General features: G+C 35.4%; 20 protein-coding genes. 15 read left to right on the forward strand and 5 right to left on the reverse strand.

From position 1 onward, the window contains the following. Positions 1-43 precede the first annotated feature (43 nt). Positions 44-1,237 carry a methionine gamma-lyase gene (gene megL, locus WAX74_RS06370; RefSeq protein ID WP_336496824.1) on the forward strand — a complete coding sequence of 398 codons (1,194 nt, stop codon included), beginning with the start codon at positions 44-46 and terminating at the stop codon, positions 1,235-1,237. Between the two features lie 655 nt (positions 1,238-1,892). Here megL and WAX74_RS06375 read toward each other — a convergent pair. Both WAX74_RS06375 and hisJ read right to left on the reverse strand, forming a co-directional pair. Continuing rightward, the gene (locus WAX74_RS06375; RefSeq protein WP_336496825.1) at positions 1,893-2,372 is read right to left on the reverse strand and encodes a GAF domain-containing protein; all 480 of its coding nucleotides are present in this window, start codon (positions 2,370-2,372) and stop codon (positions 1,893-1,895) included. A gap of 2 nt (positions 2,373-2,374) precedes the next feature. Next, positions 2,375-3,184, reverse strand: a complete 810-nt coding sequence (hisJ, locus tag WAX74_RS06380; protein WP_336496826.1) for a histidinol-phosphatase HisJ — start codon at positions 3,182-3,184, stop codon at positions 2,375-2,377. 136 nt (positions 3,185-3,320) lie between these two features. Here hisJ and ezrA point away from each other — a divergent pair, with 136 nt between their 5' ends. From ezrA to rarD, 6 genes are all read left to right on the forward strand, one after another. After that, complete coding sequence (gene ezrA / locus WAX74_RS06385) at positions 3,321-5,021, forward strand: septation ring formation regulator EzrA (protein ID WP_336496827.1); 1,701 nt, start codon at positions 3,321-3,323, stop codon at positions 5,019-5,021. A gap of 93 nt (positions 5,022-5,114) precedes the next feature. Beyond that, on the forward strand, positions 5,115-6,248 hold the full coding sequence (locus WAX74_RS06390) for a cysteine desulfurase family protein (protein ID WP_336496828.1): 1,134 nt from the start codon (positions 5,115-5,117) through the stop codon (positions 6,246-6,248). Positions 6,249-6,253: 5 nt separating this feature from the next. After that, positions 6,254-7,456, forward strand: coding sequence for a tRNA uracil 4-sulfurtransferase ThiI (gene thiI / locus WAX74_RS06395; protein WP_336496829.1), 1,203 nt, complete (start codon positions 6,254-6,256; stop codon positions 7,454-7,456). Positions 7,457-7,537: 81 nt separating this feature from the next. Next, a complete protein-coding gene (locus WAX74_RS06400; RefSeq protein WP_336496830.1) occupies positions 7,538-7,741 on the forward strand; it encodes an alpha/beta-type small acid-soluble spore protein in 204 nt (67 codons plus the stop codon). A 143-nt stretch (positions 7,742-7,884) separates the two neighbouring features. Beyond that, positions 7,885-9,468, forward strand: a complete 1,584-nt coding sequence (gene mbcS, locus WAX74_RS06405) for an acyl-CoA synthetase MbcS (protein WP_336496831.1) — start codon at positions 7,885-7,887, stop codon at positions 9,466-9,468. Positions 9,469-9,599: 131 nt separating this feature from the next. Beyond that, positions 9,600-10,505, forward strand: a complete 906-nt coding sequence (gene rarD / locus WAX74_RS06410; RefSeq protein WP_336496832.1) for an EamA family transporter RarD — start codon at positions 9,600-9,602, stop codon at positions 10,503-10,505. A gap of 363 nt (positions 10,506-10,868) precedes the next feature. Here rarD and WAX74_RS06415 read toward each other — a convergent pair whose 3' ends face one another. Next, a complete protein-coding gene (locus WAX74_RS06415; protein WP_336496833.1) occupies positions 10,869-11,669 on the reverse strand; it encodes an NAD kinase in 801 nt (266 codons plus the stop codon). 158 nt (positions 11,670-11,827) lie between these two features. On the opposite strand from WAX74_RS06415, the gene sppA reads away from it, so the two are divergent. The 5 genes from sppA to WAX74_RS06440 all read left to right on the forward strand — a co-directional run bounded on the left by sppA (position 11,828) and on the right by WAX74_RS06440 (position 16,226). Next, the gene (sppA, locus tag WAX74_RS06420) at positions 11,828-12,838 is read left to right on the forward strand and encodes a signal peptide peptidase SppA (RefSeq protein WP_336496834.1); all 1,011 of its coding nucleotides are present in this window, start codon (positions 11,828-11,830) and stop codon (positions 12,836-12,838) included. 12 nt (positions 12,839-12,850) lie between these two features. Then, positions 12,851-13,435 (forward strand): RDD family protein, encoded by a 585-nt coding sequence (locus WAX74_RS06425; RefSeq protein WP_336496835.1) that lies wholly within the window; start codon positions 12,851-12,853, stop codon positions 13,433-13,435. A gap of 34 nt (positions 13,436-13,469) precedes the next feature. Continuing rightward, a complete protein-coding gene (gene tpx / locus WAX74_RS06430) occupies positions 13,470-13,976 on the forward strand; it encodes a thiol peroxidase (RefSeq protein ID WP_336496836.1) in 507 nt (168 codons plus the stop codon). Between the two features lie 55 nt (positions 13,977-14,031). After that, complete coding sequence (locus WAX74_RS06435; protein ID WP_336496837.1) at positions 14,032-14,961, forward strand: class I SAM-dependent methyltransferase; 930 nt, start codon at positions 14,032-14,034, stop codon at positions 14,959-14,961. 74 nt (positions 14,962-15,035) lie between these two features. Beyond that, a complete protein-coding gene (locus WAX74_RS06440) occupies positions 15,036-16,226 on the forward strand; it encodes an acetate/propionate family kinase (protein WP_336496838.1) in 1,191 nt (396 codons plus the stop codon). Between the two features lie 37 nt (positions 16,227-16,263). On the opposite strand, the gene WAX74_RS06445 is transcribed toward WAX74_RS06440, so the two are convergent. Further along, a complete protein-coding gene (locus tag WAX74_RS06445; RefSeq protein ID WP_336497073.1) occupies positions 16,264-16,716 on the reverse strand; it encodes a universal stress protein in 453 nt (150 codons plus the stop codon). Between the two features lie 209 nt (positions 16,717-16,925). Between WAX74_RS06445 and ald the strand changes: the two genes are divergently transcribed. From ald to WAX74_RS06460, 3 genes are all read left to right on the forward strand, one after another. After that, entirely contained in the window at positions 16,926-18,041 is a 1,116-nt protein-coding gene (ald, locus tag WAX74_RS06450; RefSeq protein ID WP_336496839.1) for an alanine dehydrogenase, read from the forward strand. An 81-nt stretch (positions 18,042-18,122) separates the two neighbouring features. After that, entirely contained in the window at positions 18,123-18,488 is a 366-nt protein-coding gene (gene crcB, locus WAX74_RS06455; protein WP_336496840.1) for a fluoride efflux transporter CrcB, read from the forward strand. After that, positions 18,485-18,835 carry a fluoride efflux transporter FluC gene (locus WAX74_RS06460; RefSeq protein ID WP_336496841.1) on the forward strand — a complete coding sequence of 117 codons (351 nt, stop codon included), beginning with the start codon at positions 18,485-18,487 and terminating at the stop codon, positions 18,833-18,835. The genes crcB and WAX74_RS06460 overlap by 4 nt, the downstream gene beginning before the upstream one ends. 688 nt (positions 18,836-19,523) lie before the next feature. On the opposite strand, the gene WAX74_RS06465 is transcribed toward WAX74_RS06460, so the two are convergent. Further along, positions 19,524-20,615, reverse strand: a complete 1,092-nt coding sequence (locus WAX74_RS06465; RefSeq protein ID WP_336496842.1) for a M24 family metallopeptidase — start codon at positions 20,613-20,615, stop codon at positions 19,524-19,526. Between the last annotated feature and the right edge of the window lie 45 nt (positions 20,616-20,660).

The raw sequence follows: 20,660 nt of genomic DNA on the forward strand, positions 1-20,660 counted from the left end.
GTTATAAAATAATTGTAAGCGTTTACAAAGGAGTGCATATAGTATGACAAATGAAAAGCTTCAAAAGGAGACATTATACATTCATAAGGGATATCATTCTAACCTACACCATGGTAGTTTAACTGTTCCACTTTATCAAACCTCTACCTTTGCATTTGAAACAGCAGAGCAAGGTGCAAGGAGGTTTGAAGGTGAAGAAGCTGGTGGTATATATTCTAGATTAGGAAATCCTACTGTTCACGTGTTAGAAGAGCGTATGGCAGCACTTGAATATGGTGAAGGGGCATTGGCTTTTGGATCTGGAATGGCAGCAGTTAGTACTATATTAGTTCATTTAACAAAAGCAGGAGATCATATTCTTTGTACACGAGGGATTTATGGGTGTACATTTGGGCTTTTGAATATTTTAAAGGAAAAATATAATATCACACATGATTTATCTTTATTAGCAAGTGAAGAAGCAATTGAGGCAGCTATCAAACCAAATACAACATGTATCTATATCGAGACACCGATTAATCCTACCATGGAGATAGTGGATATTGAAATGATTACAAAGGTAGCTAAAAAGCATGGCATACCAGTAGTAGTAGATAACACTTTTAGTTCACCTTATCTACAAAATCCTTTGCAACTAGGTGCAGATTTTGTTTTGCATAGTGCAACAAAATATATTAACGGTCATGGAGATGTAATTGCAGGAATTTTAGTAGGAAAACAAAATGAGGAAATAGAAGCGATACGAATGTCTATTCAAAAAGATTATGGTGGTATCATTTCACCATTTGATGCGTGGTTGCTGATCAGGGGACTGAAAACTCTACATGTAAGAATGGATAGACATACTCAAAATGCAGAGGAAATTTTATCCTTTTTAAAAACGTGTGACTTGGTAGAAAACATCTACTATCCTTACGATGATCAGAATCCTCAATTTGAAATTGCTAAGAAGCAAATGAAAGCTGGTGGAGGACTTATATCGTTTACCGTTAAGGGTGGTATAAAAAGTGCTCAAAAACTGATGAATGAATTAAAATTAATTAAAATTGCAGTAAGTTTGGGAGATGCGGAAACATTAATTCAGCATCCTGCTACAATGACTCATTCTGTGGTGCCTGAAAAAGAAAGAATGGAGATGGGCATTACAGATGGTTTACTACGCCTTTCTGTTGGTTTAGAGAATTCTACTGATCTAATAGAAGATTTACAGTCTGCCTTTTCCAAACTAAAAAGCTGAGGGATTCGCCTCAGCTTTTTTAAAGTGTAGAATCTGTTATTCATCGATGTTTTTTGAAATTTATACGTATACTACACTGATGTGTGCTGCCGAACTTTACACTTGAGCATTTAATGACAAGTCATCTGGCGCTCTATATCCGTATGAAGTCTATATAGAATTTGACTTAATTAAATAATATCGTCCGATAAATAAGAAAATCGTTGAAACGGCTCCCTTTCCGCGGGCGTTGCCTTAGCCTCCTAGGCCAACACGATGTTGGTCATGCAATCGTTGCCGCAGGATGCGGCGAACTTAGATTGCCTTCCCCTTAACTGCGGGGTCTGCGGCTAACGCTATTCCCACAGGAGTGTCGCCTTTTTCAACGATTTTCTATAAATACTAACGAAAAAACTTAAGTGATAAAAACTTACTCTTTTATTGGCGTAATAGGAAAATAGTTTTCTAATTGAAGAGCGTACAATAGTAAGTTGTATGGAAGGCGACGACTCCAGCCGGAAAAGCATGAGCTGAAGACCCTGGACTGAGCGTAGCGAAAATAATTTTTGCGACGAGCTTTGCGCAGGAGCGAGGGAAGCGGCTGAAGCCATGCTGGCGGAACGCGTCCGCCTGGAACCGATAGTATCCATTTAAATTTTGTCTAATCAACAGTCTTTTAAATATGTTTTACTAAAATTTGAACGAATTGCTCTAAACCTTTTTTGTCTTGCTCAGAGAAACGATTCTTAATAGGACTATCGATATCGAGTACACCTAACAATTCGCCGTTTTTCTCAATTGGAACAACAATTTCTGATTGAGATGCAGCATCGCAAGCTATATGTCCTGGAAAAGCATGAACATCAGGAACAATTACTGTTTCTTTCGTATTTGCTGCTGTACCACATACTCCTTTGCCTATAGGTATTCTTACACACGCTGGCAAACCTTGAAATGGTCCTAATACTAACTCCCCATCTTCCATCAAATAAAAACCTACCCAGTTAATTTGATCGAAAAATTGGTTTAATAGTGCGGATGCATTGCTTAAATTAGCGGTAGCATTTGTTTCACCTTCTAATAATGCATCTAATTGCTTGCTTAACATCGTGTAACTTGCGGATAAATCTTCTGAATACGTTGATTGACTAAACATTATTATTCTCCATTCTCGATATATTTATTTACTTCGTGATAAAATTGATGTAAATCTTTTACTTGATGGGCGTCTGACCCAAAAACCAATGGAATCCCCAACTCTTTTGCCATAATAATATAGATAGGAGAAGGATAACTTTCTAAACAAAAAGGTTTTGCTAGCCCCGCACTATTTACATCCAATTGCAGGTGTTGATTTTTCATTTCTTTTAAAATGGATACGATATCAGCATGATCATCCACTTTTTCTGCTAATGCATGTTGAAATTTATGTATAAGCGTAATATGACCAATTCTTTTTGGTTTAAAGTTTCCTAAATCACTCGTTATTGAATCCATGAGTGTTTTATAATACAATTTATACATATACATCGGATTTCCTATTTGTTGGGCAAAATCTAAATAACTATCTTTGGAAAAGTCAATACATGTATATTTATTCCTAAAGTGCAAAAAGTGAACAGATAGGATAGAATCATCTAAATATTTTCCATAGGTATTTAAAAAAGAAATTGTTTCTTCTTCAAAACCTGAAATAAAGTCTACTTCCAACCCCGTTGAAATAATAATATCTTTTTCATATTGTTTTTTCAAATCATGTATATCAGACAAATATGATTCGAGCCTAGTGTAATCCATCCCACTATCTTGCTCGGGAGTAGGATCGATGAAGTTTTTTGGTAATGGAGCATGTTCTGTAAATGTTATTTCTTGGAATTGGTGCTGAATTGCTTTTTCAATGTATAAATGAAAAGAATCAAGCGTTCCATGAGGACAATATGGTGTATGAATATGGCCATCTTTTCTCAAAAAATATACCTCCAACTAAATGAAATACAATTATTTCAAAGAATTCATTGTTTTATGAAACAATAACATAAAAAGAATGGTAAAATATATAGTAATAATTAAATTAGAACTCTTGATCTTGGAACGGGGGCTTACGATGAAGTATATCATCCCAGCGGTTATTATACTTTTAGTCATTGCAGTTTTTGCATTTATCATAAGACGAAAACATAATACTGAAATTGAACGGTTAGAACATGAAAAACACCAGATTCAAAATAAACCGATTTTAGAAGAAATGACTAAAGTAAAACAACTGAATATGAATGGTCAAACAGAAGAAATGTTTGAGCGTTGGCGGAATACATGGACTGAAGTAATGGATGTGCTAATGCCTAAAATTGACGTTCTATTATTTGATGCGGAGGAAAACGTGGACAAGTTTCTCTTTATCAAGGCTTCTAAGACTGAAAAAGAAATTCAGACATTAATTACTTCGTGTGATCAGAAAATGTCAACTATCCTAAAAGAACTAGAAGAATTAATTGGTAGTGAAGAAAAGAACCGCATTGAAATGGAACAGTTAAAAGAACAGCATCGTGCTGCTAGAAAAACCTTACTAGCGCATCAGTATTCATTTGGGGATGCTGTACCAGTGCTCGAAGCAAAATTAGAATCATTTAATCCCCATTTTGAAGAGTTTGATAAATTGACAGAATCAGGGAATTATCTTAGTGCAAGAGAGATTGTCATATCTGTCCAAAATGAAGGGCAAAAGTTTTTTCATATTTTACATGATATACCTACAGTGCTATCGGAGATACAACACAAGATACCTGCAAGTATTCACGAATTAAGAAGCGGTCAAAAGGAGATGGAAGAGAGCTCCTATTACTTGCAACATCTAGAAATGACTACCAAGTTAGATGCACTAGAAGAAGAGTTGAAAGTATTAAAAGAAGCAATTGTTGAACTAAAAGTAACCAAAACAATTGAACGTGTAGAAGAAATAAAAGATGAAATTGAAACTTTCTATGATTTACTTGAAAAAGAAGTATTAGCAAAAAAATATGTAGATCAGCATAAAGAAAAAACAGCAGATCGCCTTAAAGAAGTAACAACTGTTACTCTTGCAGTGAACGAAGAGGCTACATACGTACAACAAAGTTACCGTTTACCAGAAAAAGAGGCAGAGATTCCTCAAAGCTGTTTAAAAGAATTACAAGAGTTGCATAAGAAATTCGAGCTGCTATCTACACGTGTGGAGGAAGAGAAATCAGCTTACTCTAGCTTGCAAGAAGAATTAAACGAAATAGCAGAGGATATTGACCGTTTGTATGAAGAACAAGATCGATTTGCAAATAGTTTAAAGAACCTTCGAATTGATGAAAATAAAGCTCGTGCGAAACTAGAAGAATTAAAAAATTTGTTACACGATACAGATCGTATGTTACAAAAAGCAAATATACCTGGAATCCCAGAGGATATGGATGTTCGACTAGAAGAAGCGGAAGAACATATTTATGTAGCGATGCAAAGCCTACAAGAAGTTCCACTGAACATGACTTTAGTTGAAAACTACTTATCAAAAGCTGAAGCATGTATGGAAGAAGTGCATCAGAAAGCTAAGGAAATGCTTGAAAATGTATTATTAACAGAAAAGATAATCCAATATGGAAACCGGTATCGAGCAAATCATCCAAATGTTCATATACGCTTGCTGGAAGCAGAAGAAGCATTTAGACAACTTAGATATGCGAAAGCTTTAGAAGATGCAGCAACTGCAGTCGAGGAAGTAGAACCGGGCGCTTTAAAGAAAATTGAAGTTCTAGTAAAAGAAGACGCTTGGCGTACATAACAAATTTCTTTTTAAGCTCATTTTATATACAAATGTGAACCACCTCACTATAATTGTGAAGGTGGTTTTTTCCCGAAAAGGAGGGTTTAACACATGATTTATTTTGATAATAGTGCTACAACTAAAGCTCATAAAGAGATAATGAATACATTTGTATCGGTAAATGAAAATTTTTGGGCAAATCCAGCATCTATCCATGAATTTGGGCATCATACAAATGAATTGCTACAATCAGCAAGAACACAAGTTGCAGATGTACTTAAAACATCAAGCGAAAAAATATATTTTACTTCTGGTGGAACAGAGTCAAATAATTTAGCAATATTCGGTTTAGCTAATAAATATAAACTTCGTGGTAATCATGTTCTCATATCAGCAATCGAACATCCCTCTATATTAGAAGCAGCAAAAATGCTTCAACAGCAAGGGTTTATGGTGGAAAAAATTACCATTCAAAAGGATGGGGTTATTTCTTTAGAAGATTTAAAAACACTAATTCGTAAAGAGACAATTTTAGTTAGTGTTATGCATGTAAACAACGAAATAGGATCTATTCAACCAATAAATGAAATATCAACAATAATAAAATCACATAGTCGAGCTGTCTTTCATATGGATGCCGTACAAAGCTTTGGAAAGATGTTAGTAAATTTTGAAGAGCAGCACGTAGATGCAATCACTATTTCTTCTCATAAAATTCATGGTCTCAAAGGCTCGGGACTTCTTGCTTTAAAAAATTCAATTGAAATAGATCCAATTCTTTATGGAGGAGGACAAGAATCCGGAATCAGAAGCGGAACAACTCCAGTTCCCCTTGCTGTGAGTACAGCAAAAGCAGTGAGACTAGCCAATACGAATTTAAAGGAACATATAGACACCTTAAAAAAAATGACCGACGAACTTAAAAGCTTTTTAAAAACATTTTCTTCTATAAAAATCATTTCCCCGGAAATAACTGCACCGCATATTGTATCTTTTTCGGTTAGAGGTGTAAAAGGAGAAGTATTTATAAATGCTTTGCAACAGGAAGGAATTATTGTCTCAACAAGTAGTGCATGCTCTTCTAAACAAACAAAAACTAGTCATGTATTAAAAGCGATGCATCTAGATGATGATTATATTAAAGGAGTCATAAGACTAAGTCTTTCCTATACGAATACAGAAGCAGAAGTGGAGCAATTTAAAAAAATATTTACAAGAGTAATGCATGTAATAAAAGGAGACTAAAAAAGATGAAATGGGAAAAAATATTAGTTCGATACGGAGAATTATCAACAAAGGGTAAAAACAGAAAGACATTCATTACACATCTTCGAAATAATATAAAATTTTCTTTTGTTGATTTACCTAATGTGAAAATCACAGCTGAGAGGGACCGAATGTTTTTAAGTTCAAAGGATGATGCTGAAATTGATGAAATGATCAAACGTCTACCGAAAATATTTGGTATTCAATCATTTAGCCCTGTTGCTTCTTGTACGCAAGAACTAGAGGACATAACAGAAACTGCAATTAAAATAATTGACAGTTTAGAAAACCAAGATAAAACGTTTAAAGTGACTGTAAAGCGTACAGATAAACGTTTCCCACTAGATACGTATGAACTTCAAAGAGAAGTTGCAAATCATGTACTAAGACAATTCTCTAGCTTAAAAGTGCAGATGAAAAAACCAGAAATTGAATTACGTATTGAAGTATTATCGGATGCAGTATACATGATGGCTCAAGTTATTCCAGGAGCAGGTGGTATGCCTCTTGGATCCAATGGTCGCTCGTTGTTAATGCTTTCGGGAGGTATAGATAGTCCTGTTGCGGGTTATATGTTATTAAAACGTGGAGTTCGTTTAGATGCTATTCACTTCCATAGCCCACCTTTTACAAGTGAACGCTCAAAAGAAAAAGTAATGGATTTAGCCAATCAATTAAGTCATTTTGGCGCAACAGTAAGGTTGCATGTAATTCCTTTTACAGCTATACAACAAAGCATTCAAGCTCAGATACCGGATAATGTTTCAATGACAACAACTAGAAGAATGATGATGAAAATAGCAGACCTTGTAAGGGAAGAAATCGGTGCTTTAGGAATAGTAACAGGTGAAAGCTTAGGTCAAGTTGCAAGCCAAACATTAGAAAGCTTAACAGCAATAAATGCGGTATCAACAACGCCTATTTTCAGACCGCTTATTTCTTTTGATAAACTTGAAATTATTGATATAGCTCGAAATATCGGGACATATGAGACCTCTATATTGCCTTACGAAGATTGTTGTACAATTTTCACTCCATCCTGCCCAAAAACCAAGCCAAAGCTTGAAAAAGTGGAGTACTATGAAAGCTTTAAGGATTTTGATGAATTGATAAAAGAAGCAGTTGAGAATAGAGAAGTGATTTCTTTTCCAAGTAAAAAGAAAAACGAGTTTGAAAATTTGCTTTAATAAATGACAAAATATACCTCATCTCCTTGTGTATGATTTAAAAGAAATTGACCAATCTATATTCACAAGGAGGTGAGAGACATGCCAAACAACAATTCTTCAAACCAACTTTTAGTACCAGGAGTAAGACAAGCACTTGATCAAATGAAGTATGAAATTGCTCAAGAGTTTGGAGTACAACTTGGGGGAGAAGCATCATCGCGTGCCAACGGATCCGTAGGCGGAGAAATTACTAAGCGATTAGTTGCTCAAGCTCAATCACAAATGAATGGTTTCAGCAAATAATTAAACAACGAACCGGTAGCTTAGGCTACCGGTTTTCTTTAATAAGAAAATATTATGTAAATATAATTTCTGAATATTATTTTTTTATATAAAACTCAAATAACGTCCTTTATAATTAAAGTGTATAAAAAGGAGGAGTTAGGATGAATAAACAAGACTTAATTGCACCTGAAAATTATAATTTAGTAAGTGAATTCGAAAAACATAGTACAGATGAAAACAAGCTAGCACTTATATGGGAATCCGAAAAGGGTGAAGTAAAAACTAGTACATATAACCAACTGATGAAAAGGTCAAATAAAATAGCAAATCTTTTTGGACGAAAAGGTCTTAAAAAAGGTGATGTAGTATTAATAATGGTTCCTCGTTTAATAGAGGCTTACGAAGTATATATTGCAGCATTAAAAGCAGGTTTAGTTGTTATACCGAGTTCAGAAATGCTTCGTGCAAAGGATATTGAATATCGACTAGTGCATAGTGAGGCAAAAGCAATTATTGCATATGAGCCATTTTTAGACCAATTTGAAGATGTCTCTCATTTAGATGAAAAATTACTCTTAGTAATAGGTGAAAGTCAAGGGAACTGGGTATCACTAACAAATGAAATCATAGCAGAATCAGATGAGTTTCGAGTGGTAGATACATTAAAGGATGATATGGCCTTTCTATCTTATACAAGTGGTACTACTGGAAATCCAAAAGGTGTAGTACATACACATGGCTGGGCTTTTGCACATTTAAAAACATCAGCACCGAATTGGCTAGGAATCCAAGAAGGTGATATTGTATGGGCTACTTCTAGTCCCGGATGGCAAAAGTGGATTTGGAGTCCGTTCCTTGCAACTTTAGGAAGTGGCGCAATTGGTTATGTATATAATGGGAAATTTGAGCCGAAAACGTATTTAAAAAATATACAAGAGAAAAAAGTAAATGTTCTTTGCTGTACACCTACTGAATACCGAATTATGGCTAAAGTAGATGGGTTAAAGGATTATGATCTTTCTTCACTTCATAGTGCCGTTTCAGCAGGGGAACCTTTGAATAGAGAAGTAATTGAAACATTTGATAGACTATTCAACTTAGAAGTACGTGACGGCTATGGTCAAACAGAAAATACATTATTGGTTGGAACAATGAAGGGAACGGAAGCTCGACCTGGTTCAATGGGAAAACCTACTCCAGGCAATACTGTAGAAATAATTAATGAATTTGGAGAAATTTGCGCTCCTGGTGAAGTTGGAGATATAGCAGTGCATGTAGAGACTCCAGCCCTATTTAAAGAGTATTTAAAGGATCCAGAAAGAACTTCCATGCAATTTAGAGGAGATTACTATATTACAGGTGACCAAGCGAAAAAAGATGAGGATGGATATTTTTGGTTTGAAGGAAGAGGAGACGATATCATTATTAGCTCTGGTTATACCATTGGACCATTTGAAGTGGAAGATGCACTTACAAAACACCCTGCTGTTCAAGAATGTGCAGTTGTTGGAAGTCCCGACGAGGTTAGAGGTACTATTGTAAAAGCATTTGTAGTTTTACGTGACACTTCCATTCAAGGTTCAGAGGAACTTGTAAAGGAACTTCAAGATCATGTGAAATCCATGACAGCACCATATAAATATCCACGTGAAATAGAATTTATCAAGGAGTTACCAAAAACTACTTCTGGTAAAATAAGACGAATAGAGTTAAGACAGAAAGAACAACAACTCAAAACTAACTAAAAAATTAGCACGGAGAATGTATATTCTCCGTGCTTTATTGTGTAGTTGAAAATCTGTCCATTTACTTTAGTAAAGTAAAGTATTATAATGTTTCTTGTGTTTCGAGTTCCTAAATATGTGAGGTGATAATTTTGCGAAGTGAAGAAAAACAAGGAATAGTAATCGTAGCAGTTGCTTATATTTTATGGGGGTTTATGCCAATCTATTGGAAGTTGCTTTTGGATGTTTCCAGTGATGAAATCTTAGCAAGTCGAGTAATATGGTCCTTTATATTTACGTTTTTAGTAGTAATGGTAATGAAGAACTTTAGGTTATTAAAGAGCGATTTAAAAGAACTTTGGAAAAATAAGAAAGCCTTTTGGAGTCTTGTGCTAGCTTCTTACTTAGTAACAGGCAATTGGTTTACATACATATTTGCAGTAAATGCAGGCTATATTGTTCAAACAAGTCTAGGTTATTATATTAACCCGTTAATTTCGGTTCTATTAGGCATAATTTTTTTAAAAGAAAAATTATCAAGAGCCCAACAACTTTCCTTCCTTATAGCAGCAGTAGGAGTGATAATTTTAACTGTCTCCTATGGAGAAATCCCATGGATTGCATTTATTTTGGCGTTAACATTTGCTTTTTATGGACTTATTAAAAAGAGTTTAACTATTGATCCATTGAGAGGGTTAACCATTGAAACTGCGTTTGTTTTACCAGTAGCTCTTATTTATTTTGGTTATTTATTAATTACCGACAAAGCTGTCTTTTTCCATTCTAGTGCGCCTACTGTGATCCTGCTAGTTTTTACCGGTGTTGCAACTGCGGTGCCTCTTGTATTGTTTGCCAAAGGTACTAAAACGATGCCGCTTTATATGTCAGGATTTCTTCAATACATAGCACCGACTCTTATGTTGGTTATCGGAGTTTTTATATATGGCGAAACGTTTAGTAAAATTGAATTCATATCATTCTCGTTTATTTGGGTAGCGTTAATTTTATTTACTGCTTCTAAAATTGTAGAGGTACGAAAAAAACAGGTAGTGCGGTGACTACCTGTTTCAGAGACTGAAGATAAGCCCAAATTTATTATTATATAGGATAAATCAGGTTTTCCGAAGCTTACCGCTCGTTTTCCGCAGGCGAGCGCCGAGCCGCTTGGGAGGATGTTGGTCATGCAATCGTTGCCGTAAAAAGTTCTTTTGCGACGAGCTTTGCGCAGGAGCAGGAGGCGGCGAACTTAGATTCCATCCTCAAACACGCTCTGAAGTGAATCCAAAAAGTTAGACATGTTTTTTTCATTAGGCAGCCTGCGGCAAGCGCACATCCGTGTTCCACTTTCTTAGTGCTAATAAATATTCTAACTAGTAGTTATGAACAAAAATTCTTCAATTTATAATCAGCTATAGGGACTCTTATAAAAAGGAACGTTTTACTTTTTCCCAGTAGCTGTTATTTTTTAATTTAACAGTTTTGACAATTTTGTTACTTAAAGCAATCGAAACAGTCTCTACATGTTGAATGCTTAGAGCTTCGTTGTCGGTGCTCATAGAAGGATAATCGTTCCAATCTTTATGTAAACGGAGTTCTAAGGATCTGCTGCCACTTAGTATAAAAGAAGTCCCAAGAGTTCTAAATTCATTACTATTGACGGAAGCAATTTCTGTTACTTGGATACATGGAAGAAGCGGATCTACAACCGCGCCATTAAGTGATTTATTATAGGCAGAGCTACCAGTAGGTGTTGATATAACCATACCGTCCCCTCTAAATGTTTCGAAGTGAATATCATCAATAATAATATCCAGTACAAATGTTTTAATGATATTGGATCGAATAGCAAACTCATTTAAACAATAAAATTTTGGATTATGATTGACCGATATTTCCATTAAAGGATATTTTCGAACTTTTATTTGATCATTTAAAACTGCATCTGCCATTGATTCTATATCTTCTATTAAAAAGTCACAGTACATACTTAATGTGCCAGTAGTAGAGATTCCTGCGTAAAGACAGTCTTGTCGAAAACCGGTTTTGCGAACTGCCTGCAAAAAAGAGCCGTCTGTTCCAATACTAACAATAATGGAAGCATCTTGGTGTTTATCTACAACGTGAAAGCCATATGACTCAATGGCTTCTGCTAAAACATCTTTTTTTTCTAATGATTCTATGTCATTCTTAGTATAAAGAAATATTGTATTTCTTGAGGTCATTAAGCTTTCTCCTTTTAATTAAGTATTTTTCTTTTTTAGTCGTTCGAGTTAATTAGAAGTATGTGATCTTCTGTATGTGCATTTATTTTAACATTTCATGAAACATTTAAACATTTTTTTCGTATGTAAGAATGTAAACAAAAGGAGGAGCAAGGTATATGAATATGAAACGTTGGTTTGCCATTTTAGGGGCAACCGTATTATTAGCAGTTTCCATTTTTGTCAATACGTTATCAAGCGCATTTTCTACGGATTGGACATCAATGATGGAAGAGTTTGCATCAGTTTCAAGTTCGGAGTTTTATGAAACAGTAATAGAAGAAGGTAATTTGAATGAGCGAGTTGCACTCCTTACAGTAAATGGAGTTATACAAGATACAGGAAGTACTGGTTCACTTTTTGCTACGGAGACTTATAATCATCAATTCTTCTTAGAGCAATTAGAACAAGCGAAAACGGACGAATCGGTTAAAGCAATTGTACTTCAAGTAAACTCACCCGGTGGTGGAGTAGTTGAATCTGCGCAAATCTATAAAGAGATAAGAGAGATACAAGAGGAAGCAGGTAAGCCGATTTATGTTTCGATGGGAAGTATGGCAGCCTCAGGTGGATATTATATTTCAGCATCCGCGGACAAAATTTTTGTTAACAAAGAAACGATTACAGGTTCAATTGGTGTAATTATGCAAAGTGTCAATTATGGTAAGTTAGCTGAGAATTTTGGTGTTGAATTTGTTACCATCAAATCTGGTCCATATAAAGATATTATGAGCCCATCCAGAGAAATGACACAAGAGGAAAGAGATATGTTACAGGTTATGTTGAATGACTCATATGAGGATTTTGTAGATATTATCGAACAAGGTCGTAATATGACTGAGGCTGAAGTTAAAAAAGTAGCGGACGGAAGAATAGTAAATGGACGCCAAGCAATTGAAGCTGGATTAGCGGATGAGACTGGATTTTTAGAAGATGTAGTTCAAGCGATTAAAACTGATTATGATTTAGAAAATGCAGAGGTTTTTGAATATGGGTATTCGCCAAGTTTTTCTTCATTATTTGCGATGAAGGCACAAACTTTCTTTGGTGTTGATATCGAATCTAAATTAATTGGGAAATTAATTGCAGACAATAGTGCACCTCGCATGATGTATTTATACGGTGAATGATAAGGAGGGAAAATGATGAGTGAAATTGAACAGCCAGAAGAAAATATTGTGCAAGTAAGTGAAGCTACTACTCAACAAGTCACTGCACAGCATTCTGACCAATTTGAGCACAAAGCAGCTGGCTTTTGGATACGATTTTGGGCATATATAGTGGATCTTTTAGTTTTATCTTCTATTGGAATGTTACTAATCAAACCTATTTTCCGTTTATTTTCATTGGAGATAAATGATCCTACTTGGTATGCACCTTTTACTTTGATTACAGCGATTGTATTTTATGCTTATTTCGTGTTGATGACGAAGTTTTTGAACCAAACAGTTGGAAAGATGATCTTTGGTATTAAAGTAATCTCAAAGGATGGAGAAAAGCTAAAATGGAGTACGGTTTTATTTAGAGAATGGGTTGGTAGAATTATATCGGTAATTCCACTCAATATCCCGTATCTTGCAGTTGCTTTTACACCAAGAAAACAGGCTATTCATGACTTTATAGCAGATACTTTAGTTGTACACGAAGCTGTTTATGATAAAACACAAAAAGTTGAATATACATTACCTTCATCAGCAAAAGAGTTGCAAGAGCAGAACACATTCTAGTAAGATGAAGATAATGAAAAGGAGGCTACATATTATGGCTCAAGTAACATTTAAAAATAATCCCGTAACTTTAGTTGGCAAAGAAGTAGTAGTTGGAGACAAAGCGCCAGACTTTACAGTTCTAGCAAATGATTTATCACCAGTAACACTTCAAGATTCTGCTGGTAAAATTCGTTTAATCAGTGTAGTTCCTTCCCTTGATACTGGAGTATGTTCTATACAAACAAACAAATTCAATCAAAGTGCTGCTAGTTTAGGTGAGGATGTAGTAATATTAACTATATCAGTAGATTTACCTTTTGCTCAAAAACGTTGGTGTGGGGCTAATGCTGCTGACGCAATTCAAACGCTATCTGATCACCGCGACCTTTCATTTGGTAGAGCATACGGTGTATATATGGAGGAATTACGATTACTAGCCCGATCAGTTTTTGTAGTCGATAAAAATGACGTTGTTACTTATGCTGAATATGTGGGTGAAGGTACCGATCATCCAAACTATGAAAAAGCTTTAGAAGCGGTAAATGCATTAACTAATTAATAATACAATTAAACCCACTCGAGTTTGAGAGTGGGTTTTCATATGAGGGATAAATATGCACACGAATGTCGAAAAAATTTTTACGTTTATAGATCAAGAAAGTAGCTTTATTGAAGAACAAGAATCAGCTACTTATTTAGAGGGCGTTATTTATGCACTTGAACTATGGATAACGGATAAAAAGACGCCTTCCATCACAAATCCTAGCAAAGAGCAAATAAGAAAAGCAGTACAACTAGCAATCTTAAAAGGGATGAAACAATCAGCTCAGGTCAATCATCAAATGACTCCAGATGCGATTGGTTTACTGGTAGCTTATCTTGTGAAGGAAATGTCGAAAGGCAAAAAAGAACTGGCAATTTTAGATCCTGCTTTAGGGACAGGGAATTTACTTTACACGATTATGAATTCTTTACCGACAGAAAACCATGCATTTGGAGTCGAAATAGATGATTTGTTGATCCAGTTGGCAGCACAAACAGGAGAGTTGCTAACTTGTGATATACAACTATTTAGACAAGATGCACTTAAACCTTTGCTAATCGATCCAGTGGATGTTGTAGTAAGTGATTTACCTGTTGGGTATTATCCTGATTCGGAAACTTCTCAAGATTACTTCCTTCACAGTGAAGAGGAAATGTCATATGCACACCATTTGTTTATGGAACAATCTATGAAACATGTGAAGCCTGGAGGATACTTATACTTTTTAGTTCCGGAATCTATTTTTGAATCTAAACAAGCACCAAAACTTCATAAGTTTTTAAAAGAAACTGGATGGATTCAAGCGGTTATCCAACTTCCATCCAATATTTTTAAAACTAAAGGACAGGAAAAAAGCCTGTTAATTATTCAAAAGAAAAGCGAGACATTAAAAGCACCAAGAGAAGTATTACTTGCAAAAGTACCAAATATGTCAAATAAAGAAGCGATGGAACTCTTCTTTAAAAAAATTGACATTTGGCAAGAAGAAAACGCTAAATGATGGTAAGGATAGTTGCTCGCTCCTTCTATGAAAGGTACAATTAACGTACTAATTTATAGAAGGGGCGTTTTTTTATGGCAAATATTTTAGCGATTAATGCAGGTAGTTCTTCTTTAAAGTTTCAATTGCTTAAAATGCCCGAAGAAGAAGTAATTGCAAAAGGTTTAATTGAGCGAATTGGTTTGAGTGATCCTATTTTTACGATGACTACGGAAAGCGGGCGTACTCAATTAATTGAACAGGTTGAAAACCATACGCAAGCCGTTAAATTATTAATTAGACAACTGTTAGAAAAAAATGTAATTTACTCATTAGAGGATATACAGGGGGTTGGACATCGTGTTGTTCATGGTGGGGAAGTTTATAGTGATTCTGTGCTGATAACGGATGAAGTATTGAACACACTTGATGAACTATCCGAACTCGCACCGTTACATAATCCAGCAAATATTACAGGTATTCGTGAGGTTGCAAAAGAATTACCACATGTTCCAGCTGTAGCCGTTTTTGATACTGCTTTTCATCAAACAATGCCAGAAAGCTCTTATTTGTATTCCATTCCTTATGACTATTATAAGAAGTATGGCATCCGTAAATATGGTTTCCATGGTACCTCTCATAAATATGTTGCGTATCGTGCAGCCAAGATGTTGAATCGACCTATTGAAACTACTCGATTTATCTCCTGCCATCTAGGTAACGGAGCAAGTATTGCTGCTATACACCGTGGAAAATCGATTGATACTTCTATGGGCTTCACCCCCCTTGCAGGGGTTACGATGGGTACAAGATCAGGAAATCTCGATCCAGCACTTATCCCTTATTTAATGGAAAAGACGGGAAAAAGCGCGGAAGGAGTACTAGATATATTGAATAAGAAATCTGGTATGCTTGGAGTTTCTGGATTTTCAAGTGATCTTCGTGACATCGTTACGGAGGCATCCAAAGGAAATGATCGTGCACAGTTAGCCCTTGATGTTTTTGCAAATCGTATTCACAAATATATTGGCTCATATGCTGCTCGTATGAATGGAGTAGATGCAATAATATTTACAGCAGGTATAGGTGAAAATAGCTCGGTCATCCGTGAAAAAGTTCTAAGTGGACTACAATTTATGGGTGTTTATATGGATTCTGATTTAAACAAAATACTTGGTAAAGAAACGTTTATAAATTACCCTCATTCACCAGTAAAAGTAATTGTGATTCCAACGAACGAAGAGATAATGATTGCAAGAGATACGATGAGATTGGCGGAATTATAAAAAAAGAGGTAACCCAACAGGGCTACCTCTTTTCTATTTAATCTTCTGTTTCTTCTGTACGAACTACTAGAACATCACATTTTGACGAACGAACGATGTATTCAGATACACTACCAATTAGGAAGCGTTCTACTGTATTTAAACCAGTTGCCCCACAGATAATTAAATCTGCCTCAACTTTGTTTGCAATGTCTTTCGAAATCATTGTTTTTGGTGAACCATACTCTACTAATATGTTCACATTTGTAACGCCACCTGCAAGAGCTTCTTTTTTATAGTCTGCTAGTAAATCTTCTGCAAATACTTGTGCTCGTTCAGCAATTGAACGGTCATAGGCCTCGATTGCAGCAAATGATCTTGTATCAATAATGTTAATTAAATTTAAAGTGGCATTGTTTCTTGCCGCAATGGATACAGATTTTTTAAAAGCAAGTTCAGCTTCCTTAGAACCATCAACTGCAACTAGAATTTGTTTGTATTTTAATGTCATCATTAAAACCTCCTATTCTTGTTATATATATATATTTCGAGATTACTTTTTGTATTCCTTCTATTTCATCTAAGTTTTTAAGAACAACTTGTGAACTTATCCGTATAATTATTATTTTGTTGAAGCAATTTTCCTATATAAATGTTAAAATGAAAGTGTTTTAAAACGTTTTAAAATTTTTAAAATATTGTACATAAGGGGATATGGAAATGCGTATTGGTGTGCCAAAAGAAACTAAAAATAACGAAAACCGTGTGGCTATGACGCCTGCTGGTGTAGTTACTTTAAAGCTTCATAATCACGAAGTAATAATTGAAACTGGAGCAGGATTAGGTTCAAGTTTTACAGACGAGGATTATATTGCAGCAGGTGCAACAATTGTAAACACTGCACAAGAAGCATGGAATCAAGAAATGGTTATGAAAGTAAAAGAACCAACTCATGATGAGTATAATTTGATTCAAGAAGAATCGATTCTATTTACTTATCTACATTTAGCTCCTGAAGAAGATTTGACGAAGGTACTATTAGATAAGAAAGTAACTGCCATTGCTTACGAAACAGTTCAACTTCCAAATAATTCTTTACCATTATTAACTCCAATGAGTGAAGTTGCTGGTCGTATGGCAACTCAAATTGGTGCACAATATTTAGAGAAGATTAATGGCGGTAAGGGAATTTTACTTGGTGGCGTTCCAGGAGTACCACGTGCGAAAGTTGCGGTTGTTGGTGGCGGAATTGCTGGAACAAATGCAGCTCACATAGCGGTAGGTATGGGTGCACAAGTTACAATCATCGATTTAAATCCTGATCGTCTTCGTCAGTTAGAAGATTTATTTGGTAGTAATGTTCAAACATTAATCTCTAATCCATATAATATTGGACAAGCAGTAAAAGAAGCAGATTTAGTAGTGGGTGCGGTTCTAATTCCAGGTGCAAAGGCCCCTAAACTTGTTACAGAAGAAATGATTAAATCAATGTCTCCTGGCTCTGTTGTCATTGATATTGCAATTGACCAAGGTGGAATCTTTGAAACTTCTGATCGTATCACAACGCATGATAACCCAACTTATGAAAAACATGGTGTTGTTCATTATGCAGTTGCTAATATGCCTGGAGCTGTTCCGAGAACTTCCACAATGGCACTAACTAATGCGACTGTTCCTTATGCTTTACAAATTGCCAACAAAGGATACAGACAAGCATGCTTGGATAATCTTGCATTGCAAAAAGGTATCAATACTTTAGCTGGTCATGTTACATTTAAAGCCGTTGCGGAAGCACAAGATCTTCCTTATGTGGATGTTACAACGCTTTTAAACTAAAATATTTAGCTGTGAACACCCAAAGATATTAAAACTTTGGGTGTTCTGTTTTTTATTTATTATGATGGAGTGATGTGAAAAATGGCATATTTGCTAGTAGGAGTAGCTGGAGCACTAGGGGCATTATTAAGGTATATAATCGGATTTCTATTGTTTACAGACTCTATTTTCCCGTTTGCTACATTAGCTATAAATTTAATTGGTTGTTATATACTTGCTTACTTATCATCAGTAGCATTGCCAAAAAGTAGACTACCTTTGACTCTGCAATCTGCCATAACTACAGGATTTCTAGGTGCTTTTACAACTTTCTCCGCATTTAGTTTGGAAACAGTGGAATTAGTTAATAGAGGTGAAACTCTACTATCCATAGTTTATGTATTGATTAGTATGGTTGGTGGAATTCTGATGAGTAAATTAGGGTGGAAGAGTGAGGTAAGTAAATGAGTATTTTTTATCTTGGCGTTGTAGCTATTGGTGGGTTTTTAGGATCCATCGTTCGATTTTACATATCCCAAAAGTTGAACAATCAGGAACGAAAATTACCTCTTGGCACGCTTCTCGTTAATTTAAGCGGATCATTTTTATTGGGATACAGTATTCATTTCGGACTAGATAAATACTCAACTCTGCTTTTTGGAGTAGGACTTCTCGGTGCTTTTACAACCTTTTCGACCTTTAATAGTGAATTATTGACACTTCAAAAATATCCTCGAAAATGGCTAATCTATTTTGCTGCTACTTATATTGGAGGCATAGGCTTAGCATTCCTAGGATTCTATATAGGAAAATAAAAAGCATTCGTGAAGGATGCTTCAGATTGTAGAAAAACTAGTGTGAATAAATGGTATTGTGGAACAAGATTTAAAATGTTTATATTAGAGAAAAGAAAGGCTTAATTGTAAGCATACATATAGTTGATTTTCGTTTCAGGCGGCGACTCCAGTCGGAAAAACATGAGCTGAAGACCCTGGACTGAGCGTAGCGAGGGAAGCTGCTGAAGCCATGCCGGCGAAAAGCGTCCGCCTGGAACGGAAATCAACGCGGCACATATTCGCTAGAAGTTATATTGAAGAGTTGTTCAATGCTCTCAAGTGTGAGAGGAAGAAAGGCTAAGGGCGCATAGTTAAAAGGAAGGTAATCTAAGTTAGCCGCGTACTGTGGCAACGATTGCATGACCCATATCCTGTGGCCTAGGAGGGGCAACTTTGTTTCTGACCGTATAAAGTTATTTCTGACCGGATAGATAAACTTAGTGTCCGTATAATTGAATTTCTGTCCGTATAAAACTTTTTCTGTCCATATAGCATCCTTTCATCATTTTATACCATTCTTTCTTCCATACTATTGCTCCTATTAATCGGTAAAATCAGTAAAACAATTTCTTCTATCTTTTAAAAAATTTAAAGACTGTAGACCACTCGTTTTTTTGAGTTTGTCTACAGTCTCTGAAAGCACAAGTGTCGGTTGCTTATTGAACTATTATAGAACTATCAATTCTTTAGGGAATTTTGTAAGTACTTCAACACCATTTTCTGTAACGACCACATCATCTTCAATACGCACTCCAGTGATATTCGGGTGATAAATACCTGGTTCAATAGTGAATACCATGCCAGTTTCTAGTTTCATATCATTTACGCCAGTAATCGATGGAAATTCGTGTACTGAAATTCCAAGACCGTGGCCTAATCGATGCGTAAAATACTCTCCGTATCCAGCGTCTGTAATTACGTCACGAGCGATTTTATCTAGCTCCATAGCAGTTATTCCCGGTTTGACTGCATTTACTGCAGCCTCTTCTGCACGACGTACAGTATCATATACTTCGCGTTTATCCTCAGTTGGTTCGCCAAATGCTACAGTTCTCGTAATATCAGAACAATAGCCATTATAAATAACTCCTAAATCAAATATTACAAAGTCACCTTTTTGAATTTTACGATCACCCGGATTACCATGTGGAGAAGCAGTTTTAGGTCCACTCAATACCATCGTATCAAAGGACATTTGATAACCGCCTTTTTCTTTTACTGCAGACTCTATTGCATTTAAAATTTCTAGCTCTGTTTTTCCTTCGGCAATTTCTTTACAACCTACTTCAATTGCAAAATCAGCAAGCTCTGCAGCTTTTCGCATATTTACCAATTCATCTTCTGTTTTTATTACACGTAATTTATTTATCTCCTCATCGATTCTTGAAATTTGAATTTCAGGTATTCTTTCAAGAATGGCTTCTTGTCTTTCTACTGTTAAGTGTGCTTTTTCAATTGCTAATGATTGAATAACGCCAACTTTGTTTTGAATGGTTTGTACTACAATATCCCAAGCATTTTCTGTATCTTGGTGTCCAACAATATCACCAGTCCAACCAGTTGCTAAAGCATCTGGAACTTCCATTTGTGGACAAATGATAAATGGAGTATCATCTTTAAAAATTAACACGCCAAGCAAACGTTCATGCGGATTGCTTCTAAATCCAGTAAAATAAAATACATTATCTGGAGTCGTTATGAAAGCAGCGTCAATATTATTAGTGTTTAAAAAGCTTTGAATTCGTTTTACTTGTTTCATTATGGCACCTCTTTTAAAATTTTATGTTATAAGGATATCAGAATA

Origin of the sequence: Psychrobacillus mangrovi, assembly GCF_037104765.1 — a bacterium.
In the GTDB taxonomy this organism is placed as follows: Bacteria; Bacillota; Bacilli; order Bacillales_A; family Planococcaceae; genus Psychrobacillus; species Psychrobacillus mangrovi.